Raw genomic sequence first — 26327 nt, 5'->3', positions numbered from 1 at the left:
ACGAAACCCCGGCCGCGGCCACAGTCGCTGACAAAACCCCGGGCAACGGCACACGTTGCCGATACCTGCGCCGCCTGGAATGGCTTCCATCGACCACTGGCCCGCAGGACACCACCATGATCAGCACCGCTTCTTCCGTGTATACGCCCCGCCTGGACGCCGTCGGCCGCTGGCTCTCGCCGTTGGCGCTGCGCACCCTGCTGGCCTGGGAGTTCTTTGAATCCGGCCGCGAGAAGCTGGGCGGCCAGAACTGGTTCGCCGACTTGGAAGGCCGCTTCCCGTTCCCGTTCTCCACACTGCCCGCGTCGCTGAACTGGCAGCTGGCCACGTGGCTGGAACTGGTGGGTGCAGTGATGCTGCTGCTCGGCCTGGCCACGCGCTCGGTGGCCTACGTGTTCTGGGTACTCACCATCGTTGCCATCGCCGCCGTGCACTGGCCCGACCAATGGAACGGCCTGGGTGAACTCTGGCAGGGCTATGCGATCACCGACCAGGGCTACGGCAACTTCAAGCTGCCGTTGATGTTCCTGGCCATGCTGCTGCCACTGATCCTCAACGGCGGTGGCGCACTCAGCGTGGACCGGCTGCTGGCCGGCCCCGGCCGTGCCACGACAGGCAATGACGGCCTGGGTTGGGGCGTCAGCCTGATCGCCCTGCTGCTGCCGGTTGCCGCGCTGTTGCCCGGCATCGGCTTCGGCGGTGCCCTGCTCGGCGGTGTGCTGCTGCTGGGCCATCTGCTGCGCTGTCGCCGCGCCGCCTGAGCCGACTCCCCTGTTCCCGCGCGTTTCGCTTTCCGTCGCCTCTTCGGCGGCGTCCATCCCGCACGCCCCGCGTGCTTTCCCAAGGAGTCACCACCATGTCCATCTCGACCAAGAACACCTCTTCCTCTCGCCTGCCGCGCATCGGTGCCATCGGCATCGCCCTGGCCAGTGGCCTGCTGCTGGCCGGCCAGGCCGCGGCGATCCAGCCGCTGGCGATCAGCGCGGTGGCCATGAGCGCCGCCGAAGGCAAGTGCGGTGAAGGCAAGTGCGGGGCCAACAAGGCCACCACCGGCAAGCCCGCCGGCAAGGCCAAGGTGGCCGAGGGCCAGTGTGGCGAAGGCAAGTGCGGCGACGCCTCGTTTGCCCGCACTGATCGCGACCACGACGGCAAGGTCTCGCGTGCCGAATTCAACGCTGTGGCCGCCAAGCGTGCCGCCGAGTTCGACCGCATCGACACCGACCACGACGGTTACATCAGCGAGCAGGAAGCGCACGACTACCTGCGCAGCGTCTACACCGCCAACGGCAAGCCGATGCCGAAGGGCCTGTTCTCCCGCGTTGCCGATTGATCGACGTTCACCCGGCGCCGCCTCCAGGGCGGCGCCCTCCTTCTGGAGCATCCGCCATGTCCCTGCCCCTGCCCTCCAATGCCGCCGGTCTTGGCCTGCGTCGTGGACTGATCGATGAACTGCTGGCAATGCCGGCCAGTGCCATCGACTTCCTCGAAGTTTCCCCCGACAACTGGATCGGCGTCGGCGGTGCACACGGCGCCGTGCTGCGCCAACTCAGCGAGCGCCACCCCTTGACCTGCCACGGCCTGTCGCTGTCGCTGGGCGGTCCTGATCCGCTGGACCGCACCCTGCTGGCACAGACCCGTGCCTTCCTCGACCTGCACCAGGTGCAGCTGTACAGCGAACACCTGAGCTACTGCGCCGCCGGTGGCCATGTCTACGACCTGCTGCCACTGCCGTTCACCGCCGAGGCCGTTCACCATGTCGCCGGCCGTATCGCCCAGGTGCAGGACATGCTGGGCCGACGCATCGCCGTGGAGAACATTTCCTACTACGCCGTTGCCGGCGCGGACATGAGCGAGATCGACTTCATCAACGCCGTGCTCGCCGAAGCCGACTGCGACCTCCTGCTGGACGTCAACAACGTCTTCGTCAATGCCTGCAACAACGGTTACGACGCCTTCGAGTTCCTGGCCCGCGTGCCGTCCCACCGTGTCGCCTCGCTGCACGTAGCTGGCCACTTCGATGAAGACGACGGCTTCAAGATCGATACCCATGGGGCGCCGGTGAAAGGCGTGGTCTGGGCGCTCCTGCGCGAGGCCTATGCGCGGTTGGGCGTGCGCCCCACGCTGCTCGAACGCGACTTCAACTTTCCGCCGCTGGCGGAGTTGCTGGCCGAGGTTGCGCACATCCGCCAGGCGCAGGTTGAGGCACGTTGGCAGGAGGTGGCCCATGGCTGAGTCGCTGGCCATCGTGCAACGGCGCTGGGCCGATCATGTACGGGACCCGTCAATGCCTGCGCCCGATGGCGTCGAGGCACGGCGGATGGCGGTCTACCGCCGCCTGTGCATCGACAGCCTGGACACCCTTTTGGCAGGCAGCCTGCCGCGACTGCTGGAACAGCTGGGCGAAGCGCGCTGGCGCGGTCTGGTCGAGCACTACTACGCACATCACGTCTGCCATACCCCGTTGTTCCCGCAGATCGCCAGCGAGTTCGCTGCGTGGCTGGCTGTGCAGTATGCGTTCGCGCTGCCCGGCTGGGCGGCGGAACTGGCGCACTACGAAAGCACGCAGCAGACGCTGCACATCGAGGCACGTGATGCCGGGCATTCATTGCAGTCCATGCCGGCGGGCAGCGATGTGCTGGCGCTGTCGCCGCTGGTGCGGGTATTGGGCTACCGGTGGCCGGTGCATGAGGACGCCGCGCTGGACGATGCCGCCGCCAGCGAGCCGACGCTTCTGCTGCTGCGCCGCCTGGCGGACTACCAGCTGCAGGTCGAGGAACTGGCACCACTGGCGTATGCGCTGCTGTCGGCCTTCGCTGATGACGGTACCCACGTGGATGACGCGCTGAACGCACTGGCCGATGCGCATGGCGTGGCCGCCGACGAACTGCGCGTGGTGGCCACGCCCTTGCTGGGCGAACTATGCGCGGCCGGCGTGCTGGTCACGCTGGCCGGGTTCTGCGACTGCCGGCCAGCGGCCGGCACTACCCCTGTCTGATTCGAGGTTTGATCATGGCTGCTTCCAACACTTCCTTCCTGCACGGCTGGCGCCTTTTCGTGACCATGGCTGTGGTCCTGATCGCCGTCGCACTGGCGGCGTTCACCCTGCAGCCCGACGTGGTCGAGGGCAGCCGCGCGGCGATCCGGGTCACTGCACGCACGTCGTTCCTGCTTTTCCTGGCCGCGTTCACCGCATCGTCGTTCGCCAGCCTGCTGCCCGGCCCGTTCACCCAGCACATGTTGCGCGAGCGGCGCATCATCGGCCTGTCATTCGCGTTCTCGCACCTGCTGCATGCGGTGGCGATCACCGCCTTCGGCATCCTCAACCCCGCGTTCTGGCCGGCACGCTCGGCCCTGGCCAACCTGCCGGGCACGATCGGCTATGTAGCCATCCTCGCCCTGGCCATCACCTCGCATCGTGGCATCGCCCGCCGCATGGGCCCCACCGTGTGGCGTCGCCTGCACGTGACCGGCATGTGGATCATCGCCGCAGTGTTCACCTATTCGTACTTCAAGCGCGTGCCCGGCAACTTCTGGTACGCGGTACCCTCCGCGTTGCTCTTCACCGCTGTCGTGGTGCGTGCGATCGCCAAGCGGGCGCAGTCGCTGCGGCGCAATGCGCATGCGCGGCCACCGCTGCGGAGTTCTTGAGGAGGCGGTTACCTGTAGAGCCGAGCCCATGCTCGGCTGCCCCTGGCTCAGCCGAGCATGGGCTCGGCTCTACAGAGGGATCCCAGCACGATAGGCAGCGAATTCCCTGCGGAAAGGGATATGCCCCACTTCAGGTCACGGGGCGCGGCGCAGCGTGATCAGGGTGATTTCCGAGGACACCCCGATGCGCGCCGGGAATCCGGCCCACAGGCCAGCGCCATTGCTCACGTACAGGGTCATCCCGTCCACCTCGTAGCGGCCGGACACGAAACCGCCATTGGCCCGCTTCACCAGCTGGTCCATGCCGATGATCTGCCCGCCGTGGGTATGCCCGGACAACTGCAGCTTCACACCGCGCGCAGCGGCCTCACGCGCATTGCGTGGGCGATGATCGAGCAGGATCACCGGTGCGGACGGATTGGCACCCTCAAGTGCAGCCTGGAGATCCGGCAGCGGCAGGCCGTAGCGTGCGGCCACCGGATCGGTGACCCCGGCAATGGTCAGCGCCGCGTCGCCGCGCCGCACCTGCAGGTGGCTGTTCTCCAGCACCTGCATGTGCAGCGCGCGGAACGCCTGCATCCATGCCTGGTACTGCGCGTAGTACTCGTGGTTGCCGGTGATGGCAATGACGCCGTCCGGCGCCTGCAGATCGGCCAACGGACGCGCGTCGTCGCGACGGGCCTCGACGCTGCCATCGATCAGATCGCCGGTGATCACGATCAGGTCCGGCTTCAGCGCGTTGCTCTCGACCACCACTCTACGCACCCAGTCGCCGGTCAGCAGACGGCTGGCATGGATGTCGGTCAGCTGCAGCACGCGATAGCCGTCGAACGCCGCTGGCAGCCCGGCAATGCTCACCTCGATCTGCCGGGCATGAGGCACCGCCATGCCCTGGCTGACACCATAACCACTGACCAGCAGCGCCAGCACGCCGGCCGCCGGCCGCAAGCGCCGCGTGCGCAATGCGGCTACCGCACGTGGCCAGCGCAGCAGGCGGGACGCGAGCAGGCCCGCATCCATCGCCAGCATCAGCAACGCCAACAGCAACACCGCCGTGGAGCCGGTAGCCAGCGTGGCGATGGCCAGTTTCGGAATCTCGGGCGAGGCCATCGTGCCCCAGAACGTGGCGACGATACGCAGCTGCACGGCTACGCCCACCAGCAGCAGCGACAGCACGACCTTCTGCCAGGGGGGCATGCGCAGTGGCCAGAACAGGCGCCAGGCCACATACAGGCCCATCAACAAACCGATCGTACTCAGCACTGCAACCATCCGGGAGGGAAAGTGGGGGCCGCCATGGTGACGGCTGCGGGCCGTGTTGTGTAGAGCCGAGCCCATGCTCGGCTTCTCAACATGCAGCCGAGCATGGGCTCGGCTCTACATCAACAGGTGGGTCAGGCCATTCCGTCGAGGCGCTGCACCCGCAGGCGGGCGATGCGGCGCTTCTCCATCGCCAGCACGGTGATGCGCACACCCGCCACCTCCACCACATCGCCGATGTCCGGCAGCCGACCCAACTGCTCCAGCACCAGCCCGGAGATGGTCATGTAGTCGGCACTGCGCGGCAGCGATACGCCGGCCAGCCGCTGCAGGTCGTCCAGAGTCAGCGCACCGTCGGCCTCCCATTGGTCCTCGCCCTGCGCGACCACGCCATAGCGCTCGTCCTGGGTATCGACCAGGTCACCGGCAATGGCCGCCAGCAGGTCGTTGGCGGTCACCAGGCCTTCCACGCTGCCGTACTCGTCCACCGCCACCGCCAACGGCACCGGGTGCTGGCGGATCAGTTCCAGCGCCTGCAGCGCGCTGGCACTGGACAGCACGTACTGCGGCTCGCGCAGGTTGCCCTCCAACTGCAGCGGCCTGCCCTGCAGCAGGTCGGCCAGCAGGTCGCGGCTCTGCACCACGCCACGCAGGCTGTCCAGGTCACCCTCACCCACCAGCAGGCGGGTGTGCGGCGACGCCACCAGGCGTGCCACCACATCCTCCTGCCCACGCGCCAGGTCGATCCACTGCACGTCGGCACGCACCGTCATCACGCTCGACACCGGGCGATCGGCCAGGCCCAGCACGCTGCGGATCATCTCGTGTTCGGCCGGCTGCAAGCGCTCTGCAGTGTCCACCTGCCCGTCCCCCCCTTCATCGTCGTGACCATTGGCCGGGCGCGCGCCCAGCATGCGCAGCACGGCATCGGCGGTGCGCTGGCGGAACGGCAGGCGGCGCTCGTTGCGCTCGCGGTTGAAACGCACCCACTGGTTGAACGCCTCGACCAGGATCGAGAAGGCGATCGCCGCGTACAGGTAGCCCTTGGGGATCTTGTAGCCCAGTCCTTCGGCCACCAGGCTGAAGCCGATCATCAGCAGGAAGCCCAGGCACAGCACCACCACGGTGGGATGCTTGTTGACGAAGCGGGTCAGCGGCTTGCTGGCCAGCAGCATCAGCGCCATGGCGATCGTCACGGCCGCATACATCACGCCGAGGTTGTCGACCATGCCGACCGCGGTGATCACCGAGTCCAGCGAGAACACCGCGTCGAGCACCACGATCTGCGCCACCACCATTGCGAAGCTGGCGTAGACCTTCTTGCCGTCCTCGTGGTGTTCGCGGCCTTCCAGCCGTTCGTGCAGTTCCATGGTGCCCTTGAACAGCAGGAACAGGCCACCGCCAAGCAGGATCAGGTCACGCCCGGAAAAGCTGTGGTCGAACAGCGTCAGCAGCGGCGCGGTCAGTTTCATGATCCAGGCCAGTGCGGCCAACAGCACCAGCCGCATCAGCAAGGCCAGGGCCAGGCCGATCACCCGCGCGCGGTCACGCTGGTGCGGCGGCAGCTTGTCGGCAAGGATCGCGATGAACACCAGGTTGTCGATGCCGAGAACGATCTCCAGCACGACCAGGGTTGCAAGGCCCATCCAGATCGAGGGGTCAGCCAACCATTCCATTTCAGGTCCGTTTCGTCAGTAGATAAGGGAAAAGAGCGACCGCTCAGTCAGCGTCATGTGCCTGCGCCGGGTCGTGCCCGAGCAGGTCACCGGGCGTGCACTGCAGCTCGCGGCAGATCGCATCAAGGGTGGAAAAGCGGATGGCGCGCGCCTTGCCGGTCTTCAGGATCGACAGGTTGGCCAGGGTGATGTCGATGCGCCCGGCCAGCTCGGACAGGGTCATGCCCCTTTCCTGCAGCATGCGGTCCAGGGTAATGACGATTGCCATCAGATGACACCGTCGAGGTCATCGCGCATCGCTGCGCCCACGGCGAACACGCGCGCCAGCACGAACAGCATCAGCACGGCCACCAAGCCAGTGATCGACATGCCACCGCCGACCTCCATCCAGGTGAAATCCGGGCCCATCCAGGCCGCGTAGACGCCGATCAGGATCGACAGCAGCTCCATCGCCAGCATCAGCCAGGCCATGCGCTGCAGGCGCTGTGCGTTGGCGTGGGTGAACGGCCGCTCGCGCGCAGCCGACTTCAACAGCCGCAGCAGGTGCCGCAGGAACAGCAGGCACAGCACCAGCAGCGCGACGATCGCGCCCAGGCCGAGGCAGAAATGCAGGAACAGATCGTTCCCATGCGCGGCCGCAGCAGCGGCATCGTGCACGCTGTCGAGCAGCCAGCGGCGGTCGTGGGCGACCAGTGGCACGGCCAGCAGTGCGGCCAGGATGCCCAGCCAGCACATCGCCCGGACGGCCTGTACGGCGGCCTGGGCCAAGGTGAACAAGCCTCGCGCGGGTCTGGCGCGGGCGGGACGAGCGTTCAAGCGGCCTCCGGCATTGGGGCGGCCTCGCCTCCCCGGGTGTATTTATCGATAAACGATATATCACAACCAGCGTGAAAGGCTGAATCGCGGGCATGGGCAGCCTGCGCGGCGCGGGGCCAGCGTTACCGACTGGGTGCAGCCTGCTCCAGCATTGCTTCGCCCGGCGTCACCGAGGCCATCGCCTGCACGCCGGCCTCGGCGGCCTGCCGCGTGACCAGCCTGAAACGCACCTGCAGCTTGGCCTGCCCGGGCGTGGCCCAGCCGTACTGGATCGCCACCTGGTCCGCCGACAACGGCCCACGGCCTGGCAGCGAGCGCGCCTGCAACGGCGTCGGCGCCGCCTGCACCAACCGGGCAAACCCCTTCTGCACCACCGCCGCGTCGGCCTTCTCGGCGTAGACCGTACACGTTCCATCGTCAGCCCAGCTCACCGCATAGCGGCCACTGGCCAGCGGCACCATCCACGCCACGCCCGATTGCCCCTGCAACAGCGTGGCGGCTTCGGCCGGCTGCAGCGGCGACAGCCCATTGGATTCCATCAGCGACTGCAACCGCGCCGGGGCCCCGATGTGCTGCATGCAGGCGGTATCGAACAGCTCGCTGAAGGGATCCTGCGCCGGGGCCTTGGCCTTGGGCGCACGCGCGGGTTGCGCCACCACCAGTGTGGGCAGCAGGGCCAAAGCCAGCCAGAAGAACGCAGGACGCATCGGGATTCCACGCTACGGAAAACAGCGGGGAGGATGGCAAAGGCCTGGCGCGCCGCGCAATGGCCGCGATGGCCGCCAGCCTCCCGCTGCCGGGTCAGACGGCCATTTCGCCCTGGTCCTCGCCATCCCAATAGTGGATGCGGCTGGCGCGCACATGAATCAGCACCAGCCCCGGTGTATCCACGCCCTGCTCGAACCAGCGCTCAAGATCCTTCACCCAGTGCTCGCGCATCACAGCGCGATCGCGCACCAGCGCCGCCCTTCCCTGCACGTGCACGAACAACGGCGGCTTGCCCAGCAGCGACTTGCTGCCGGAAAAACCCAGCGCAACGGCGGGGTCAGCCTCAATCTCGTGCACCATGTCGGTGTCTTCCGTGGTGAAGAACCAGCTGTCACCGTCGTAGTCCACGTCACCGTTGTTGCTCATCGGACGACCGGCAATTTCGCCGCCGGCGCGGGTCTGCAGCATGGTGAAATCGATGTCGGCCATCTTCCTGGCCAGTTCGGGCAGGGTGAGCTGGGTCATGGTGTCGTCCTTCATCAAGTGGAATCCCAGCGTCTGCGCAGAGCGGTGACCGAAGCGTGGAAGGTCCATGGCGACTTCTTCACAGAAAACGAGATAGGGCGCGTGGCGCGTGCGTGACGCGCTGCTCACCACACCACCTGCGCTTGCAGCAGCTGCACGCCCCATCGCGCGTCGGGCGGTCCTGCAGACGCTGCGACGGGTGCATGCACGCATTGGCTGACGCGTGCCATCAGCGCGTGATGCGACCGTCCCCCGCCACCCGTACCCGGTCACGCCCCTGTGCCTTGGCCTGGTACATGGCCGCATCGGCGGCACGCAGCAGGCTGCGCCAGCCCAGCGAATCGGTGCCGCCCCTGGCCACCCCGAAACTGGCGGTCACGCGCAGCACGATGCCCCCGGCCAGCGCGATGTCCATCTGCTGAAGCGCCAATCGCAATGATTCAGCCAGCTGGCGCCCGCCGGCCAGATCACCGTCGGCCAGCAGCACCAGGAACTCCTCGCCACCATAGCGGGCAATGTTGTCGCTGCGCCGCAGGTGGTGCCGCAGCAACTGCGCCACCTGCACCAGCACTTCGTCGCCGGCTTCATGGCCATGGCCATCGTTGATGGCCTTGAAGCGATCCACGTCCAGCAGGATCACCACGGCGCTTGCCTCGCCCCCCGCATGTCTCCGCTGCACCACCTCATCCAGCGCGCGCCGATTCAACAGCCCGGTCAGTTGGTCGGTACCGGCCAGCTGGCGCAGCTCGCTGGTCAACGTCGAACGCTCGCGCGATTTCTCGCGCAGCACTTCGATGGCATCGAACAGGCGCTGCATCTCGGCCAGCGGGTGGGTGACATTCTCCTCCGGACCGGGGGTATCCGAGGCAAGCTGGATCACCTGCTGCTGCGCCTGCAGCAGTGGCTGCAGGATCTGCAGGTGGGCAATGCGCAGGGCCATGCCCAGCACCACCAGCGTGCCCAGCGCGGTCGCCACCAGCACGGCCAGGCGCATGGCCTCACGGTTGCGACTGCGTTCGAAGCGGGCGATGGACACGCTCAGGTAGCCATCGCGCAGCGCCTCCAGCGACTGCAGGGTCGGCACGTAGCGATTGGTGAACGCGGCGGCGGTCCACGACGGCGGCACGCCACGGCGGCCATCCTCGATCAGCTGCTCGATCATCGGCAGTGACTCACCGAAGAGCTGCCGCCGCGCCATGTCCCAGTGCCAGGACAATTCCGGGTCGCTGCGGAACACCGACTCGTGGCTGCTCGCCAACCGCCACAGCTCCAGCAGGCGGCCCTCGGTCTGCAGCGCAGCGCGCACCTGTTCCTCGCGCCACGCCCCCGGTACCGCCACCGGCGCCATCACGTTCGAGGCCAGGCGGCCACCATGCTCGCGAAGATCGAACAACAGCTGGCCCTGCATTGCCGGAATCGCCGCCTCACGGTCGGCACTGACCAGCGCGTTGATCTGCGCCGAGGTCAGCAGATGCAGGCGATCAACCACCGCGAACATGCCGCTGATCGCACGCTCCACCTCCTCCACACGGCGTGCGTCATGCGGTTGCGCCGCGACATGATCGACCGCAGCCCGCGCCGACTTCAGGCGACGCTGCGCGCTGGCCAGCAGGCGATGCTCGTCGTACACGCCCGGGTCATCCTTGAACACGGTCTCCAGCTGCAGCAGGGCAGTGTCGACCCGCTGGCGTGCGACGGCCAGCTGCGCAGCCAGCCGTGCCTGTTCGGCGGCATCGGCCGGGTCAGCCCCCAGCAGGCTGTTGGCCGGGCCTCGCTCGGCCGAAGCCAGGTTGGCAAGATCGAAGGTCTGCCGCAGCTGCCGCAGGCTGGCCAGGTTGCCTTCGGCGTCGGTGTAGCGCAGTGTTCCCTGGACCAGGGCGATGGCCATCAACGGCAACGTGCACACGACAAACAGCCCAGCCAGGATCCAGACCCAGGTCCGCAACCTGATGGGCGATACCTTGCCGGCCATGCAGAATTCCCCTGAAGTGCGGCTCACTGTAGCGACCGGCTCCGGCGGCGCCAAGCCAGTGCCGCCCGATCCGCGACGGGGATATAGCGCAGCGCGCGCGAACGCGCCCGGCAATGCCGGCGCCCCGACGCCAGCCGATCAGATGCGACAGGTTACGCCGGGTCAGATCCAGCGCTGGTCGACCAGTTCGCGCTTCACGTAGGCATAGAACACCGGCGCCGCCACCAGGCCGGGCAGGCCGAACGCCGCCTCCATCACCAGCATGGCCAGCAGCAGCTCCCAGGCGCGGGCCTGGATTTCACCGCCGACGATGCGCGCATTGAGGAAGTACTCCAGCTTGTGGATCACGATCAGGTACAGCAGCGCCGCCACTGCCACGTAGAACGAGACAGACAGCGCAACGATGGTGATGATCGTGTTGGAAATGATGTTGCCCACCACCGGCAGCAGGCCGGCGACGAAGGTGATCAACACCAGGGTCTTGGACAGCGGCAGGTGCACACCGAACAGCGGCAGCACGCCCAGCAGGAAGATCGCGGTGAACACGGTGTTGAGCAGCGAGATCTTCACCTGTGCGAACACCACCTGGCGGAATGCGGTGGCCAGGCGGCTGGTGCGCCCGATCAGCTCCTGCGCCAACGGCCCCATCTTGGGCACGGGAAGTTCGTCGTACAGCGCGATCATCGCCCCCAGCACCATGCCGATCAGTACGCGCACGCCCACCTGCACCACCGACGTGCCGGCCACGCCCAGCTGGCGCTGGTGCTCGGCGGCCCAGTCGTTCAGCGCCGCGCGCAGCGCCGGCATGTCTTCGGGAATGTAGGGTTGCAGCAGCGCCGGCACCTGGTGCCGCGAGGTATTGAGGATCTCCATCAGGCGCGCCAGCAGCGCGTCCGGTCCGCCGGTCTCATTGCGGAAGAACGAGGCCACGCCGATCCCGGCCAGCACCAGCGCGCTGATGATGATGGCCGACAATACGATCACCGCGATCGCCCGCGCTCGTCCCGGCGGCAGCTTGCCTTCCACGGTGGAGGCCAGCACGTGGGTCAGCTGGAACACCAGCAGCCCCGACAGCAGGGTCACCACCAGGCCCAGCTTCAACGCCAGCCACATGCCCAGCAACATCATCAACCACGCCGCGATCCGCGCAACGGGGGGCTTGGGCTGTGCAACGAGGGCGTCTTGCATGGGCGGTGCGTCCGGGCGGGTTGGCCCATGGTAGAGGATTGGTGGCGATGATTCCGGGTACAGCATGGACGAGCGCTACGCCCTCGTTCTGCGGTATGCCCACCGCCCCCGGCCCACTATTCGCCATAGCTGGCGTTGTTCTTGCCCTGGCGCTTGGCGTGGTAGAGCGCACGGTCGGCCAGTGCCAGCCAGTCCTCGACGCTGCCACCGCGCGGCGTTGCCGCGATGCCGATGCTGACGCTGAACTCGATGCCCGGTGTTGCCTGCCGTGCTGCTTCCAGCAGGTGCAGGCGGACCCGCTCGGCCACCTGCATCGCATCGATGGGCGCACAGTCGTGCAGCAGCACCACGAACTCGTCGCCTCCCAGCCGCGCAGGGGTATCACCGGGCCGGGCGAAGGCGCGCAAGGTGGACGCGATATGGCGCAGCACTTCGTCCCCGGCACGATGACCATGCGAGTCATTGATGCGCTTGAAGTCATCCACATCAAGCATCAGCAGGCAGGCGAAACCACCCTGACCCTGCGCCTTGTCCAGTGCCTGCTGCGCGCGGACGATCAGAAAGCCGCGGTTGGCCAGCTCAACCAGCGGGTCCATCCGGCTCAGCCGCTTCAACTGGCGGTTCTGCGATTTCACCCGACGGGCCAGCTGCCAGCTGAGAATGCTCAGCCCGATGCCATACACGAACAGGAACGGGATGCTCAGCATGATCGTACGTTGCGAGGTCACCGGCTGGAATGGGAAGCCGAGCGCCCACCAGGTGAGTGCGAAGCCCAGCAGCAGCGCCAACGTGGCGCGCGTCGCCAGGCGCACGCCACCGGCTGCGATCTTGTCGGCCACCAGCAGCGCGGCAAACAGCGCGCTGGGCACGGCACTGAGCGCCATGAATGCGATCCAGCCGCCGCCGAACAGGGAATCGGCCACCATGCAGCGGAACTGGACGCGCGCCGGCTGGCGGGAGCGCCGGGTCAGCAGCAGCGCCAGCGCGGGCCACGCCAGCGCGTTGAGCAGCAGCAGGACCCACGCCCATCCGCCATTCTGCCGTTCGAGGATGATCGACGCGATGGGGATCGCCCCCAGTCCATTGCCGACAAAACGCATCCAGCCGATGCGACGTGCCGCGCCAATGCCTTCGACCGCGCCTTCCGCCGAATCGGTGAAGAATGGCATTGCCCCCTCCTGCGCGATCGCACCTGCTGCTACGGCCCTTGCCGGGCTGGCTGCCGGTGAGTCTGACAGGTTCGCGTCAATCCGGGATCAAGGCGGCGCCCCGTGGCGCGGTGTTCACCCGCCCCTGGGGGCCGCCGTGGAACCGCGCAGCATGAAGCTGAACTCCAGCGTCTGCTGCAGCGGCACATCGACCTGTTCGATGATGGCGAGCAGCAGGTTGACCGCGCGCTCGCCAATCTGCCGCATCGGCTGCCTGATCGTCGTCAGCGGCGGCGTGAGGTAGCGCGAGGAGGCCAAGTCGTCAAAGCCGACGATGGACAGGTCCTCCGGCACGCGGATGCCCAGCTCCCGGCAGGCAGCGAGAGTGCCCAGCGCCATCTGGTCGCTGAAACAGAAGACCGCAGTCGGCACCGGCGCGACGGCCAACATCGACATCGCAGCTGCATGGCCGGACTCCACCGAAAAGTCACCCGGCATGATGTTCAGCTGGCGCAGGCGCCCACGCGCCTTGCCCGCCGCCCGGACCCCTTCCATCCGTTGCTGATGCAGCGGATTGTCGGGGGGTCCTCCCACCACCGCGATCCGTTCGTGTCCCAGTCCATACAGGTGTTCCATCACCGTGCGCGCGGCGGCGGCATTGTCGATGTGGACGCTGGGAATCCCCAGTGCGGGATCGAATTCACAGCCGTTGACCACCGGTGCGGCGGAACCGCGTTGCTCAACGATGTCACGCGCCGTAGGTGGCAGGCGATGCCCCAGCACGATCATGCCGTCGGCCTCGTTGCGCCGGAGCATCTGCGCGTAGCGCTCCTCGCGGTCCGGTTGATGCTGGGTATCCCCCAGCAGGACCGCGTAGCCGACCGCCTGCGCTGCGTCCTCCGCGCCCTGCAGGATCTGGGCGAAGAACGGATTGGCAATGTCCGGGACGGTGACCAGGATCTTGCCGCTGCGGTGGGTCTTGAGCGTGCGCGCCACCGTGTTGGGCACATAGCCCAGCGCGGCGGCCGCCTGCTCGATGCGCGCACGGGTGGCCGGCAGGACCTTGTCCGGCCGGGACAGTGCCCGCGACACCGTGCCGGCGGAGACGCCGACGTGCTTTGCGATGTCGTAGATGGTGGCCATGGCGTTAGTTCTCCCGTCCGCTGTGCAGTGCACAACAGGTCCTGCGTGCGCCCCTGCTAGGATAATGCAATCGATTGCATCGAGGGCGAATCACGTTGAAGACGCTCAAGGGTCCAGCGCTGTTCCTGGCGCAGTTCATCGGCGACACAGCTCCTTTTGATCGGCTGGACACGCTGGCCGGATGGGCCGCGGGTCTGGGCTATTCTGGCGTACAAGTTCCCACCTCCGCGCCCCGCCTGTTCGATCTGGCCGAGGCGGCACGCAGCCAGGCGTACTGCGACGATATTGCCGGCATGCTGGCCGGTTACGGCCTTCAGATCACCGAATTGTCTACCCATCTGCAGGGGCAGCTGGTCGCCGTCCATCCTGCCTACGACAGCCTGTTCGACGGATTCGCCCCGGCGAACGTGCGCGGCAACCCGCCGGCGCGCCAGGCGTGGGCGGTGGAGCAGCTGCGGCTGGCGGCTCAGGCCAGCCAGCGCCTGGGGCTGGCCGCGCATGCCACCTTCTCCGGCGCACTGGCCTGGCCCTATTTCTATCCGTGGCCGCAGCGCCCGCCGGGCCTGGTGGAAGAAGCCTTCGCCGAACTCGGCCGCCGCTGGCGACCGATCCTGGATGTCTTCGACACCTGTGGCGTGGACCTGTGCTTCGAGCTCCACCCGGGCGAGGATCTGCACGATGGCGCAACCTTCGAGCGCTTCCTTGACGTGGTCGATCACCACCCGCGCGCGAAGATCCTGTACGACCCCAGCCACCTGCTGCTGCAGCAGATGGACTACCTCGGTTTCATCGATCGCTACCACGCGCGCATCGGCGTCTTCCACGTGAAGGACGCGGAGTACCGGCCCAGCCCGCGCAGCGGCGTGTATGGCGGCTACCAGGACTGGATCGATCGCCCGGGCCGGTTCCGTTCACTCGGTGATGGCCAGATCGACTTCAAGGCGATCTTCTCCAGATTCGCGCAGTACGACTTCCCGGGCTGGGCGGTACTGGAATGGGAGTGCTGCCTGAAGCACCCGGAAGACGGTGCACGCGAGGGCGCCGCCTTCATCCGCGATCACATCATCCATGTAACCGAACGCGCCTTCGACGATTTTGCCGGGAGCGGCACGGATCTGGAATCACTTCACCGCATGCTGGGAATCTGAACCATTTCCGCCCCGGGAGGGCAAGCCATGACGCACGCGATGTCGCGCCTGGGCGCGATGATGTTTCTGCAGTTCTTCATCTGGGGGGCGTGGTTCGTCACCCTGGGGACGTACCTTGTGCAGGGCCCCTTGCAGGCCAGCGCGAGCCAGGTGGCAACCGCGTTCCTCAGCCAGTCCATCGGCGCCATCGTGGCACCCTTCCTGGTCGGCCTGATCGCGGACCGCTATTTCGCGGCGCAGCGCATCCTGGCAGTACTGCACCTGGCCGGCGCGGTGCTGATGTGGCTGGCTTCCACCGCCACCAGTTTCAGCGTGTTTTCCGCGTGCGTCATGGGCTACATGCTGCTGTTCATGCCGACGCTGGCCCTGGCCAACAGCGTGGCGATGCGGCACATGCAATCGCCGGAGAAGCAGTTCCCGCTGGTACGCGTGGCCGGCAGCGTCGGCTGGATCGTCGCAGGCGTGCTGATCGGCTGGCTGGGCTGGGAACAGGCGCATCGGCTTGAACTGACGTTCCGGATGGCGGCGGCGGCATCGCTGGTGCTGGGCCTGTATGCGTTCACCCTGCCGCACACGCCACCACTGGCGCAGCAGCGCGAGGCCGGGCTGGGACAGATCCTGGGGCTGGATTCGTTGCGGCTGCTGAAATCGCGTGCCTACCTGGTGTTCTTCCTGGCCTCCATCGCCATCTGCATTCCGCTGTCGTTCTACTACAACTTCACCAATCCGTATCTCAACGACTTGGGCGTGCAGGGCGCTGCCGGACTGCAGTCGCTGGGTCAGGTCTCCGAAGTGCTGCTGATGCTGGCCATGCCGTTCCTGTTCGTGCGGCTGGGGGTGAAGACCATGCTGGCGGTCGGCATGGCGGCCTGGGTGGTGCGCTACGCGCTATTCGCCTTCGGCGATGCGGGCAGTGGCTTCTCCCTGCTTGTGATCGGCATCGTACTGCATGGCATCTGCTACGACTTCTTCTTCGTCACCGGCCAGATCTACACCGACGCCCATGCCGGCCCCGCCGCGCGCAGCAGCGCACAGGGCTTCATCACCCTGGCCACCTACGGCGTGGGCATGCTGATCGGCACCTTCCTGTCCGGTGCCGTTGTGGAGCACTTCACCACCGCAGCAGGCCCGGACTGGCAACAGATCTGGTTGTTCCCGGCCGGTGTTGCACTGGTGGTGCTGATCGCCTTCCTGCTGCTGTTCCGCGACCGCCCGGCAGCTGCTGCAGCGCCGTACACACCCTGAGGAGACCGGACGATGCCCCCGCTTGGAATCGCCATCGTTGGTACCGGCATGATCGGCGCGGTGCATCGCCGCGCGGCACTGCTGGCGGGCGCCGCGGTACGCGGCGTACTGGCCTCGTCGCCGCAGCGCGCGAGCGAGGTGGCACACGCGTGGAATGTCCCGCACGCCTATCGCGATATCAATGACGTCGTCGCTGACCCCCAGGTGCAGGTCGTGCACATCTGCACGCCCAACCACCTGCACCGCGTGATGGCGCAGGCCGCGCTGGAAGCCGGCAAGCACGTGATCTGCGAGAAACCGTTGGCGACGACGCTGGACGATGCACGGGCGCTCGCGGCGCTGGCTGCCTCGACCGGATTGGTTGCCACCGTCCCCTTCGTCTACCGCTACCACCCGGTGGTCCGCGAGGCGCGTGCACGCATCGCGCAGGGTGAACTTGGGCCGTTGCACCTGATCCATGGCAGCTACCTGCAGGACTGGCTGCTGGACCCGGCCAGCAACAACTGGCGGGTTGACCCGGCGCTGGGCGGCGCGTCGCGCGTGTTCGCCGACATCGGCTCGCACTGGTGTGACCTGGTGGAATGGGTCAGTGGCGAACGCTTCACCGAAGCGAGCGCGGCGTTTGCCACGGTGATCGCCGAGCGCAGCGCCACCACTGGCCAGAGCTTCAGCACGCCGGCGACAGGCGGCGCAAGGCAGGCGGTCGAGAGCGAGGACGTGGCCGCAGCGATGTTCAGGACCGGCGCCGGCACGCTGGCGTCATTGACGGTCAGCCAGGTCTCGGCCGGACGCCACAACCGGCTCTGGTTCGAGATCGATGGCGCCAATGCGAGCGTGGCGTTCAACCAGGAGGATGCCGAGCGGCTGTGGATCGGCCGGCCCGAGCAGCGCGAGGAAATCTTCGTGCGCGGCCCGGGTGCCGGCAGTGCCGAACAGCGCCGGTTGTCGCCGCTGCCAGCGGGGCATGCCCAGGGCTACGGCCACTGCTTCGAAGCGTTCGTCGCCGACACCTATCGTGCCGTTGACGGCGAGCGCTTCGAAGGCCTGCCCACCTTCGAAGACGGCCTGCGCTCGGCGCGGATCGTCGATCGCGTCATTGCATCGGCCAGGTCACGCGCCTGGACCGCCATCGGTTGAATCCCGGGAGGAACTGTTGATGAAAGCTCTTTTCCGTAGAAGTGCAGGTCTCATCCTGCTGCTCGCTGCCCTGCCCGCCTTCGCAGACGAAGCGGCCACCACGCAGAAGCCGATCGCGGTGCAGATGTACACCCTGCGCAATGCAGGCTCGCTCGACCAGCAGCTGAAAATCGTCCACGACGCGGGCGTGCGCGCGGTGGAGACCGTCGGAACGCAGAACGTCAGCGCTCCGGAACTGAAGCGACTGCTGGACCGGTACTCGATCAGGGCGGTTTCGTCGCACGTGCAGCTGGCCGAGCTGCGCGACAACCTCGATGGCGTGGTGGCCTTCAACCGCTCGATAGGCAACACCACACTGGTGGTGCCCTACCTGGACCAGAAGGACCGTCCGCGCGATGCCGCCGGCTGGACCGCATTGGGCCAGGAGCTGGGCCGGATCGCCAGACAGGTGCGCGGCAAGGGCATGCAGCTGGCCTATCACAACCACGATTTCGAGCTGGCCGACTTCGACGGTCAGACCGGGCTGGAGCTGCTGTTCGCAGCGGCCGGACCCGATCTGAAGACCGAACTGGACCTGGCCTGGGTCGCGCGAGCGGGACTGGACCCGGCGGTGATGCTTGGCAAGTTCCGCGGTCACGTTTTTGCGGTACACGCCAAGGACAATGCACCCAAGGGCCAGGCCGAAGACGAAGGTGGTTTCGCTGCGGTCGGCCAGGGCGTGCTGGACTGGAACGCGATCCTGCCGGCCGCCGCCACCGCTGGCGTGCAGTGGTACATCGTCGAACACGACCAGCCACGCGATCCGGCCAAGGTCATCCAGGCCGGCGCGGACTACCTGCGTGAACACCTGCCCAACGTGCCCGCCCGTGCACGGCACTGACGCATGAAGGAGTTCCCCATGAAAATGATCCTGGCAGTGGCCGTAGCCCTGGGCGGCGTGAGCCATGCAGCCGCAGCCTGGGCCAAGGACGATCCCGCCGCTGGCGCGAAACTCTACGCCCAGCACTGCACTGCCTGCCACGGTGCTGAACGCGCCGGCGTACCGCCGACCTTCCCGGCGCTTACCGACGTCGGCAAGCGGCTTCAGCCCGCCCAGGTCAAGGACAAGATCAGGAAGGGCGGAGGATTGATGCCGCCCTTTGCCCAGCTGTCGCAGCAGGAGATCGACGACCTCGCCAGCTATCTGGCGAAGTAGGCGGCCGGCGACCACGCCGGCCGCGTGCCGCTACAGTTCGCGCACCCAGATGTTGCGGTAGCTGACCCTGGAGTCATGCTCCTGCAGATAGAGCGGCGCACATCCGTGCGGTGAGTAGGAGGGAGGACCGATGTACTCGGTCCTGCCCGCCACAGCCGTATCGTCCTGCACCAGAACACCGTTGTGCAGCACCGTGATGCGCGCCGGCGAGAGCAGCCCACCGCCCGGAGAGAAGCGCGGTCCCTTCCAGATGATGTCGTAGGCCTGCCACTGCCCCGGTGCGCGCGAGGCGTTCACCAACGGCATCGCCTGCTTGTAGATCGACCCCGCCTGGCCGTTGGCATACGTCGGGTTGTTGTAGCTGTCGAGCACCTGCAACTCATACAGTTCCTGCAGGAAGATGCCGCTGTTGCCCCGGTTCTGGCCGTCGAAGCCTTTCGTCTCGGTGGGGGTACGCCATTCGACATGCAGCTGGATATCGCAGAAGCGTTGCCTGGTGCGGATGCCCTTGCTGCCCGGAACGACGGTCATGGCGCCATCGGCAACCTTCCAGGGTACACGCCCTCCCTGCTCCGCCTCCCAGGCCGAGACATCCTTGCCATCGAACAGCACGATGGCGTCCGACGGCGCCTTGCCCGGTGGCGTGGCCACCACCGCAGGCACCGGCGTCCACACCTCGGTCTTCTTCGGGTCACGCGCAGCATCGGCACCGTCCTGTGCGAATGCCGTCGCAGCGGCAAGCAGGCCGGCGGCGCCCAGCAGAGCGCGGATCATCCAGGTGTCGTCCATCAGCTGGTCCCCCATGCAGGCGTACCGGGAACGTAGGCAAGGTCGCCGTCGTAACGTCCCGGCACGGCGACGTATTGCAGCACCCCGGTCGCACCGACCTTGGAGGTGAAGAAGCCAAAGATGGCCAGTTGCTTGATCATCGTGAAGTAATGCGGCATCGCCTCGCCTTCTTCTGGCGTACCGGTCTCGGTCACATCGGCATTGCGCGCCTTGGCTTCGGCATCCAGGGTACGCAGCAACGCGGTGCGTGCCTCCGGCGTGAGCGACAGGAAGCGGCCACCGGCACGCTTGTCGATGTCGGCCAGGCCGGCACGGAACACCGCCTGCTGGCGAGCGGTGTAGCAGTCGCTGACGAACGTCGCCATAAAGGCACCGGCGCCCGCGTCCTTCGCCCCGGGTGTCCGGGTCCGCGGCAGGATGGTCTCGGCGATCTCGTCCAGCGTGCTGATTTCGGCATCGGAGAACGCGGCCATCGCCCCGGCCGCTGGCGCTTTGCCCTGCACCAGCGCAGGCAGGCCGACCATGGCCGCACCGGTGGCGGCGACGATCATCTTCAGCAGTTCGCGGCGATCCATCAGAGGTTCCCCGCTTTCAGTTCGCGCACCGCATGGTCGGCGGCACGCGCCGTCAACGCCATGTACGTCAGCGAGGGATTCACACAGGCGCTGGAAGTCATGCAGGCACCGTCGGTCACATAGACGTTGGGCGCATCCCAGACCTGGTTGTGTGCGTTCAGTACGGAGCTCTTGCGGTCACGTCCCATGCGCGCGGTTCCCATCTCATGGATGCCCTTGCCCGGGGCATAGTCATTGTCGTGCATCTTCACGTCCTTGACGCCGGCGGCCTCCAGCATTTCGGCAGCATCGGCGGCCATGTCCTTGCGCATCGCCAGTTCGTTGGCGCGCATGGACACGTCCATCGCCAGCACCGGCAGCCCCCACTTGTCCTTGCGGTTGCGGTCCAGGCGGATCGCATTGTCGTGGTGCGGCAGCATCTCACCGAACCCGGTCATGCCGATGCGCCAGTCGCCCGGCACGGTCAGCGCTTCCTTCAGGTCGGCACCGATGTTCAGCTCGGCGATCTCGCGCGACCAGCCGGTGCGGCTGGCACCGCCCTGGTAGCCGAATCCGCGCAGGTAGCCACGCTTGTCGGCGGCGACATTGCGGAACCGCGGAATGTAGAAGCCGCAGGGACGGCGGCCGAAGTAGTACTTGTCTTCGTAGCCCTCGACCCGGCCCGAGGCGCCCGCACCGAAATGATGGTCCATCACGTTGTGCCCCAGCTCGCCCGACGAAGAACCCAGCCCCCCCTCCCAGACGTCGGTCGCCGAATTCATCAGCAGCCAGGTCGAGTTGAAGGACGATGCGTTGAGGAAGATGACCTTGGCCGTGTACTGGTAGGTCTGCCCGGTCTCGGCGTCGATCACCTCCACGCCACGCGCGCGCTTGCGATCCTTGTCGTAGAGCACTTCCTTGACGATCGAGAACGGCCGCAGGGTCAGGTTGCCGGTCTTCATCGCCGCCGGCAGCGTCGCCGCCTGGGTCGAAAAATAGGCACCGAAGGGACAGCCCAGAATGCACTTGTTGCGATACTGGCAGTTCACGCGGCCCTGCTCGGGCATCGGCTGGGTGATGTTGGCCGTGCGCGAGTGGATCATGTGCCGCGTGCCGCCAAAGGCCTTCTTGATCCGCGCGGCCACGTCCTTCTCGACGATGTTCAACGGGATCGGCGGCAGGAACTCACCGTCCGGCAACACGTCCAGTCCTTCGCGCGTGCCGGCAATGCCGGCGAACCTCTCTACATGGTCGTACCACGGCGCGATGTCGGCATAGCGGATTGGCCAATCGGTGGCGATGCCGTCCTTGAGGTTGGCCTCGAAATCCAGATCGGAGAAGCGATAGCTCTGCCGCCCCCACATCAAGGAACGACCACCGACGTGATAGCCACGGAACCAGTCGAAGCGCTTGGTCTCGATGTAGGGCGAGTCCTGCTCGTTGGCCCACATTCCTTCCAGGTTCTCAGCCAGCCCGTAGTCGCGCATCAGCACCGGGAACGCGGCCTTCATTGCCTGCGTTGGCCGGTTGCGGTGCGGGAAATCCCACGCCTCCTTCATCGCGTTGACGTAGTCCTTGACGTGCTCGATGTTGCGCCCGCGTTCCAGCATCAGGACCTTCAGGCCCTTCTCGGTCAGCTCCTTCGCTGCCCAGCCGCCACTGATTCCCGAGCCAACAACAATGGCGTCGTAGTGATTATCTGCCATGGGTCTCTCACCTGGGTGGATATCGTTTCAGACGTCGCAGAGGCGGATCGCCTCGCGCAATGAGGCAACGGGATCGGGCGCGGCAGGCGTGAACTCCTGCGCCAGATACCCCTTGAAACCGGTGTCGCGGATCGCGCGGCAGATCGCTGCATAGTTCAGCTCCTGCTGGTCTCCGATCTCATGCCGGCCAGGCACGCCTGCGGTGTGGTAGTGCTTGAAGCAGGCGTGATGCTTGCCGATGGTGGCGATGATGTCGCCCTCCATGATCTGCATGTGGTAGATGTCGTACAGCAGGCCGAAGTTGTCCGAGCCGAGCCGCTGGCACAGCTCCACGCCCCAGGCCGAGTGGTCGCACAGGTAGTCGCGGTGATCGACCTCGGAGTTGAGCAGCTCCATCACCAGCACCACACCGCGCTTCTCGGCATGCCCGAGGATGCGCTTGAGGCCAGCCTCGGCATTGGCCATGCCATCATGCGGGTCCATACCGTTGCGGTTGCCAGAGAAGCAGATGAGATTCCGGTAACCGGCATCGGCCACCAGATCGATGTGCCGCGTGTAGCGCTCTACCAGCTGGTCGTGGAACTCACGGCCGGCAAAGCCCTTGGTCAGGCCCAGCTCCGCGCCATTGCACATCGAGCTGTACACGCCATGGGCCTTCAGCGTGGGCCAGTCTTCGGGGCCGACCAGGTCGATCGCGGCAAAGCCGATGTCCTTCACCGTCGCGCAGAGCTGGGCAACTGACAGCTGCGGGAAGGTCCAGCGGGCCACGGCCTGCTTCAGGTTGCCCTTCAGCGGTGCAGTGGTGGCGAATGCAGGCAACGCTCCCGCAGTACCCAGAGCTACGCCTCCAGCAACCGCCATGCGCAGCGCATCGCGCCGCGTGAGCCCCCTCGAAGGAGCCGGTCTGATCGAATGGATGGACATCCACCTTCCGGCCTCCCAACCGGTATCAAACGCAACGATTCACAGCAATGCAATCGATTGCACCATAGGGGAGCAAATTGGATGCTTGCAAGTTGCGGTGCACGAAAATTCAATGCTGCGGGGCACAACTCCGTAGCAATCGCGGACAAAGAAAAGCCCCGCATGAGCGGGGCTTTCTTTTCTGCTGCAGGCGAGCGTCCGATCAGAACGGAATATCGTCGTCAGCGAAGTCGTCCATCGGCGGCGCCTGCTGCGGCTGCGGGCGCTGGTTGCCGCCCTGGTTGCCGTAACCGCCGCCCTGGTTGCCGCCCTGGTTGCCATAGCCACCGCCCTGGCCGCCACGCTGGCCACCGCCGCCGCCGTACTCCTGGCGCGGCGCCTGCTGGCGCTGCGGACGATCGCCGCCGTAGTTGCCACCACCGCCACCTTCACCGCGGCCGCCCAGCATCTGCATTTCATCGGCGATGATGTCCGTGGAGTACTTCTCCACGCCGTCCTGGCCGGTGTACTTGTCGTAGCGCAGGCTGCCTTCGACGTAGACCGAGCTGCCCTTGCGCAGGTACTCGCCGGCGATCTCGCCGAGCTTGCCGAAGAACACCACGCGGTGCCATTCGGTGCGCTCCTGCTGGTTGCCATCCTTGTCCTTGCGGACGCTGGTGGTGGCCAGGCTGATGCGGGTGATCGCCATGCCGCTCTGGGTGTACTTCACGTCCGGGTCGTTGCCGAGATTGCCGACCAGGATGACTTTGTTGATGCCGCGCGCCATAGATGGATTCTTCCGTTGTCCGGGGCTGGACCAGTGATAGCACACCCGACGGGGTGCCGATACGCTGGACCTCCCGCGGTTGCGAATGGGGGGATATCGGAACGAGGCATCTTACCATTCCCTTCGCCCCCGGCCCGTCGGGAATCCGGCCGATCCGGGTCGGAACCGACCTCAACGAAGCAGGGGGCGATCCAGCAGCAAGCCGGTGACCCGTGTGACCTCCCCCACCGCCACCACCCTGGGCCCTTCATGGCAGTGGAAGCGCACGCCGGGCCGGATACGCTCCCGGTGCAGCCCCGCCCTGAGCACCTCATTGACCACGGTCAGGCCGGCCAACAGGGGCTCGCCCACCGGCAGCGGCAGCTCGGTCGCCCAGCTGTCGCCCTCGGCGTGACGGAAGTCGGGCCAGATCATGAACAGCTCTGGCGCCCCGGCGTCATCGGCGTAGGCAAAGTCCCAGCGGATACGGTTCCGGGCCGGGCTGCGACGCCCACCCTCCTCTGGCGCAAGGATGCGGATCCGCGCCTCGAAATCGTCGGGGACACCCGGGTACAGGCGAAAGGTCACCGCTTGGCTCCATCAGGCTATGGTGTTGACCGTCGCACGACCGCGACCGTGGCCACAAGCAGTGACGGCCAGGACGGCCGGCAGCCACCCCATGGCATCATGCCCGGGCACCCTTCCCCCTGCCCCCTCCCGCGTTCCCATGACGATCAAAGGCAAAGCCACCTCCCTGGACATCGCCCATCTGGCCGGGGTCTCCCAGCCAACCGTGTCGCGGGCCCTGCGCGGCAGCCCGATGGTCAACGCCGAAACCCGCGAGCGCATCCTGCGCATCGCCCGCGAGCTGAACTACAAGGTCGACAAGAACGCCTCCAGCCTGCGCCTGCGCAACGCCGGCACGCTGGCCCTGCTGTTCTTCGAAGACCCGACCAACGACGATTCGCTGATCAATCCGTTCTTCCATTCGATGCTGGGCTCGATCACCCGCGCCTGCGCGCTGCACGGGCAGGACCTGCTGGTCTCGTTCCAGCAGCTGTCCACCGACTGGCAGGCCGATTACGAGGACAGCAACAAGGCCGACGGCATCATCCTGCTCGGCTACGGCGACTACCACGAATCGCGCGACCGCCTGCAGCGGCTGGTCGAACAGGGCACGCACTTCGTGCGCTGGGGCGCCGCCCTGCCCGGCCAGCCGGGCGTGTCGATCGGCAGCGACAACTTCCAGGGCGGGCATGACATCACTACCCACCTGCTGCAGCAGGGCTGCCGCCGCATCGCCTTCCTCGGCCATGCCTCCAGCCATTACCCCGAATTCCAGGAACGCTACCGCGGCCACGTCGCGGCCCTGCAGGACCACGGCCTGGCCGCCGAACCGGCGCTGCAGCACGATGCGATCACCACCGAGGCTTCCGGCCAGGAGGCCTGCCAGGCGCTGCTGGCGCGTGGCGAGCCGATCGATGCGATCTGCGCCGCCAGCGACCTGATCGCCATCGGTGCGATGCGCGCCCTGCGCGAGGCCGGGCTACGGGTGCCGCAGGACGTGGCGGTGACCGGCTTCGACGACATCCCGCTGGCGGCCTCGGTGTCCCCGGCGCTGACCACGGTCCAGCAGGACACCAAGCAGGCCGGCCAGCTGCTGGTGGAGCGCCTGCTGGCGTTGATCGGCCGGCAGCCGGTGCAGAGCCAGAGCATCCCGGTGAAGCTGGTGGTGCGGGAATCGTCGCTGCGCCGGTAAGCGCCACCAGGCCTTACGCCACGCCTCAACGTGCGACGGCGGAATTCTACCCCCATGACCAACGGCGGATGCGCACGGAGGCTGATGCGCGGATAACGCGCAGACATCGCCCATGGAAAGGTGTACGTCGCATGCTGAAGATCGATTCGCTGTCCAAGACGTACGCCAACGGCGTGCATGCCCTCAACAACGTCAACCTGGACATTCCGCGGGGCATGTTCGGCCTGCTCGGCCCCAACGGCGCCGGCAAGTCCTCGCTGATGCGCACGCTGTCCACCCTGCAGGAAGCCGACAGCGGCACGGCGACGCTCAGCATTCCAGGCGAGGCGCCGATCGACGTGCTGCGCGACAAGGATGCGGTGCGCCGCCGGCTGGGTTACCTGCCGCAGGATTTCGGCGTGTACCCGAAAGTCAGCGCGCTGGACCTGCTGGAGCATTTCGCGGTGCTCAAGGGCCTGACGCAGCGCGCGCAGCGCCGCGAGGTGGTCGATGGGCTGCTGCAGCAGGTGAACCTGTGGGACGCGCGCAAGCGCAAGCTGGGCACCTACTCCGGCGGCATGCGCCAGCGCTTCGGCATTGCCCAGGCGCTGCTGGGTGACCCGCGGTTGGTGATCGTCGATGAACCCACCGCCGGCCTCGACCCGGAAGAGCGCAACCGCTTCCTCAACCTGTTGGCGGCGATCGGCGAGAACGTGGCGGTGATCCTCTCCACCCACATCGTCGAGGACGTGACCGATCTGTGCCCGACGATGGCGATCATGAACAAAGGCCAGGTGCTGCTGACCGGGCGCCCGGCCGATGCCATCGACGCCCTGCAGCAGCAGGTCTGGCGCAAGCAGGTTGATCCTTCGGAACTGGCCGACCACGAGGCACGCTACGTGGTGCTGTCCACCCGCCTGGTCGGTGGCCGCCCGGTGATCCACGTGCACAGCGCCAACGACCCTGGCGACGGCTTCGCGGCCGTGGCTCCCGACCTCGAGGACGTGTACTTCCAGCGCCTGCGCCTTCAGGCCCGTAGCCGCGTCGCAGCCTGAGCGGAGC

General features: G+C 66.8%; 29 protein-coding genes. 13 read left to right on the top strand and 16 right to left on the bottom strand.

What is annotated here, in order from left to right; genetic code table 11:
- The first annotated feature begins 116 nt into the window (after positions 1 to 116).
- From ROV95_RS19915 to ROV95_RS19895, 5 genes are all read left to right on the top strand, one after another.
- Positions 117 to 761, top strand: a complete 645-nt coding sequence (locus tag ROV95_RS19915) for a DoxX family protein (RefSeq protein ID WP_312546027.1) — start codon at positions 117 to 119, stop codon at positions 759 to 761.
- Positions 762 to 856: 95 nt separating this feature from the next.
- Positions 857 to 1330 carry an EF-hand domain-containing protein gene (locus tag ROV95_RS19910; RefSeq protein ID WP_312546025.1) on the top strand — a complete coding sequence of 158 codons (474 nt, stop codon included), beginning with the start codon at positions 857 to 859 and terminating at the stop codon, positions 1328 to 1330.
- A gap of 56 nt (positions 1331 to 1386) precedes the next feature.
- On the top strand, positions 1387 to 2232 hold the full coding sequence (locus ROV95_RS19905; protein ID WP_312546024.1) for a DUF692 domain-containing protein: 846 nt from the start codon (positions 1387 to 1389) through the stop codon (positions 2230 to 2232).
- Positions 2225 to 2995, top strand: a complete 771-nt coding sequence (locus tag ROV95_RS19900; protein ID WP_233653119.1) for a putative DNA-binding domain-containing protein — start codon at positions 2225 to 2227, stop codon at positions 2993 to 2995. The genes ROV95_RS19905 and ROV95_RS19900 overlap by 8 nt, the downstream gene beginning before the upstream one ends.
- Positions 2996 to 3009: 14 nt before the next feature.
- Complete coding sequence (locus ROV95_RS19895) at positions 3010 to 3648, top strand: ferric reductase-like transmembrane domain-containing protein (RefSeq protein WP_111098249.1); 639 nt, start codon at positions 3010 to 3012, stop codon at positions 3646 to 3648.
- A gap of 135 nt (positions 3649 to 3783) precedes the next feature.
- On the opposite strand, the gene ROV95_RS19890 is transcribed toward ROV95_RS19895, so the two are convergent.
- From ROV95_RS19890 to ROV95_RS19860, 7 genes are all read right to left on the bottom strand, one after another.
- Positions 3784 to 4920 (bottom strand): metallophosphoesterase, encoded by a 1137-nt coding sequence (locus ROV95_RS19890; protein ID WP_312546018.1) that lies wholly within the window; start codon positions 4918 to 4920, stop codon positions 3784 to 3786.
- Between the two features lie 122 nt (positions 4921 to 5042).
- Positions 5043 to 6584, bottom strand: coding sequence for a TerC family protein (locus ROV95_RS19885; protein WP_019659354.1), 1542 nt, complete (start codon positions 6582 to 6584; stop codon positions 5043 to 5045).
- A gap of 43 nt (positions 6585 to 6627) precedes the next feature.
- Complete coding sequence (locus ROV95_RS19880; protein WP_019659355.1) at positions 6628 to 6852, bottom strand: helix-turn-helix transcriptional regulator; 225 nt, start codon at positions 6850 to 6852, stop codon at positions 6628 to 6630.
- Positions 6852 to 7319, bottom strand: a complete 468-nt coding sequence (locus tag ROV95_RS19875; protein ID WP_312546107.1) for a DUF2975 domain-containing protein — start codon at positions 7317 to 7319, stop codon at positions 6852 to 6854. The genes ROV95_RS19880 and ROV95_RS19875 overlap by 1 nt, the downstream gene beginning before the upstream one ends.
- 203 nt (positions 7320 to 7522) lie before the next feature.
- Positions 7523 to 8107 carry a hypothetical protein gene (locus ROV95_RS19870; RefSeq protein WP_312546015.1) on the bottom strand — a complete coding sequence of 195 codons (585 nt, stop codon included), beginning with the start codon at positions 8105 to 8107 and terminating at the stop codon, positions 7523 to 7525.
- Positions 8108 to 8201: 94 nt separating this feature from the next.
- Positions 8202 to 8633, bottom strand: a complete 432-nt coding sequence (locus ROV95_RS19865; RefSeq protein WP_026346954.1) for a pyridoxamine 5'-phosphate oxidase family protein — start codon at positions 8631 to 8633, stop codon at positions 8202 to 8204.
- Between the two features lie 229 nt (positions 8634 to 8862).
- The gene (locus ROV95_RS19860) at positions 8863 to 10605 is read right to left on the bottom strand and encodes a GGDEF domain-containing protein (RefSeq protein ID WP_312546013.1); all 1743 of its coding nucleotides are present in this window, start codon (positions 10603 to 10605) and stop codon (positions 8863 to 8865) included.
- Between ROV95_RS19860 and ROV95_RS19855 the strand changes: the two genes are divergently transcribed.
- A complete protein-coding gene (locus tag ROV95_RS19855; protein ID WP_312546114.1) occupies positions 10514 to 10807 on the top strand; it encodes a hypothetical protein in 294 nt (97 codons plus the stop codon). The two genes, ROV95_RS19860 and ROV95_RS19855, sit on opposite strands and share 92 nt — an antisense overlap.
- Here ROV95_RS19855 and ROV95_RS19850 read toward each other — a convergent pair.
- The 3 genes from ROV95_RS19850 to ROV95_RS19840 all read right to left on the bottom strand — a co-directional run bounded on the left by ROV95_RS19850 (position 10768) and on the right by ROV95_RS19840 (position 14084).
- Complete coding sequence (locus tag ROV95_RS19850; protein ID WP_019659360.1) at positions 10768 to 11793, bottom strand: AI-2E family transporter; 1026 nt, start codon at positions 11791 to 11793, stop codon at positions 10768 to 10770. The two genes, ROV95_RS19855 and ROV95_RS19850, sit on opposite strands and share 40 nt — an antisense overlap.
- A gap of 116 nt (positions 11794 to 11909) precedes the next feature.
- Positions 11910 to 12962, bottom strand: a complete 1053-nt coding sequence (locus tag ROV95_RS19845) for a sensor domain-containing diguanylate cyclase (protein ID WP_019659361.1) — start codon at positions 12960 to 12962, stop codon at positions 11910 to 11912.
- A 114-nt stretch (positions 12963 to 13076) separates the two neighbouring features.
- Positions 13077 to 14084, bottom strand: coding sequence for a LacI family DNA-binding transcriptional regulator (locus ROV95_RS19840; protein ID WP_058980811.1), 1008 nt, complete (start codon positions 14082 to 14084; stop codon positions 13077 to 13079).
- Between the two features lie 95 nt (positions 14085 to 14179).
- Here ROV95_RS19840 and ROV95_RS19835 point away from each other — a divergent pair, with 95 nt between their 5' ends.
- Genes ROV95_RS19835 through ROV95_RS19815 form a run of 5 tightly spaced genes read left to right on the top strand, consistent with a single transcriptional unit; the run spans position 14180 to position 18809 of the window.
- Positions 14180 to 15232, top strand: a complete 1053-nt coding sequence (locus ROV95_RS19835; protein WP_312546009.1) for a sugar phosphate isomerase/epimerase family protein — start codon at positions 14180 to 14182, stop codon at positions 15230 to 15232.
- Positions 15233 to 15259: 27 nt separating this feature from the next.
- Complete coding sequence (locus tag ROV95_RS19830) at positions 15260 to 16477, top strand: nucleoside permease (RefSeq protein WP_312546008.1); 1218 nt, start codon at positions 15260 to 15262, stop codon at positions 16475 to 16477.
- A 12-nt stretch (positions 16478 to 16489) separates the two neighbouring features.
- A complete protein-coding gene (locus ROV95_RS19825; protein ID WP_312546007.1) occupies positions 16490 to 17614 on the top strand; it encodes a Gfo/Idh/MocA family oxidoreductase in 1125 nt (374 codons plus the stop codon).
- Between the two features lie 19 nt (positions 17615 to 17633).
- Positions 17634 to 18494, top strand: coding sequence for a sugar phosphate isomerase/epimerase (locus tag ROV95_RS19820; RefSeq protein ID WP_206621306.1), 861 nt, complete (start codon positions 17634 to 17636; stop codon positions 18492 to 18494).
- Positions 18495 to 18512: 18 nt separating this feature from the next.
- Positions 18513 to 18809 carry a cytochrome c gene (locus ROV95_RS19815; RefSeq protein ID WP_065198060.1) on the top strand — a complete coding sequence of 99 codons (297 nt, stop codon included), beginning with the start codon at positions 18513 to 18515 and terminating at the stop codon, positions 18807 to 18809.
- Between the two features lie 30 nt (positions 18810 to 18839).
- On the opposite strand, the gene ROV95_RS19810 is transcribed toward ROV95_RS19815, so the two are convergent.
- The 6 genes from ROV95_RS19810 to ROV95_RS19785 form a co-directional block, all read right to left on the bottom strand.
- Entirely contained in the window at positions 18840 to 19613 is a 774-nt protein-coding gene (locus tag ROV95_RS19810) for a DUF1080 domain-containing protein (protein WP_312546002.1), read from the bottom strand.
- Entirely contained in the window at positions 19598 to 20173 is a 576-nt protein-coding gene (locus ROV95_RS19805) for a gluconate 2-dehydrogenase subunit 3 family protein (protein ID WP_312546000.1), read from the bottom strand. Before ROV95_RS19805 ends, ROV95_RS19810 begins: the two co-directional genes overlap by 16 nt.
- On the bottom strand, positions 20173 to 21858 hold the full coding sequence (locus ROV95_RS19800) for a GMC family oxidoreductase (protein ID WP_312545999.1): 1686 nt from the start codon (positions 21856 to 21858) through the stop codon (positions 20173 to 20175). The genes ROV95_RS19805 and ROV95_RS19800 overlap by 1 nt, the downstream gene beginning before the upstream one ends.
- Positions 21859 to 21885: 27 nt before the next feature.
- On the bottom strand, positions 21886 to 22782 hold the full coding sequence (locus ROV95_RS19795; RefSeq protein ID WP_227853942.1) for a TIM barrel protein: 897 nt from the start codon (positions 22780 to 22782) through the stop codon (positions 21886 to 21888).
- A 202-nt stretch (positions 22783 to 22984) separates the two neighbouring features.
- Positions 22985 to 23548, bottom strand: coding sequence for a single-stranded DNA-binding protein (locus ROV95_RS19790; protein WP_111098242.1), 564 nt, complete (start codon positions 23546 to 23548; stop codon positions 22985 to 22987).
- A 171-nt stretch (positions 23549 to 23719) separates the two neighbouring features.
- Positions 23720 to 24115 carry a hypothetical protein gene (locus ROV95_RS19785; RefSeq protein ID WP_312545997.1) on the bottom strand — a complete coding sequence of 132 codons (396 nt, stop codon included), beginning with the start codon at positions 24113 to 24115 and terminating at the stop codon, positions 23720 to 23722.
- Between the two features lie 139 nt (positions 24116 to 24254).
- Between ROV95_RS19785 and ROV95_RS19780 the strand changes: the two genes are divergently transcribed.
- Positions 24255 to 25286 (top strand): LacI family DNA-binding transcriptional regulator, encoded by a 1032-nt coding sequence (locus tag ROV95_RS19780; protein ID WP_019659374.1) that lies wholly within the window; start codon positions 24255 to 24257, stop codon positions 25284 to 25286.
- Positions 25287 to 25417: 131 nt separating this feature from the next.
- Positions 25418 to 26320, top strand: coding sequence for an ABC transporter ATP-binding protein (locus ROV95_RS19775; protein ID WP_019659375.1), 903 nt, complete (start codon positions 25418 to 25420; stop codon positions 26318 to 26320).
- The last annotated feature ends 7 nt before the right edge of the window (positions 26321 to 26327 follow it).

It is taken from the genome of Stenotrophomonas maltophilia group sp. msm1 (genome assembly GCF_032025805.1).
In the GTDB taxonomy this organism is placed as follows: Bacteria; Pseudomonadota; Gammaproteobacteria; order Xanthomonadales; family Xanthomonadaceae; genus Stenotrophomonas; species Stenotrophomonas hibiscicola.
The sequence above is the reverse complement of the archived record's forward strand: the minus strand, read 5'-3'. Positions and strand labels throughout refer to the sequence as shown.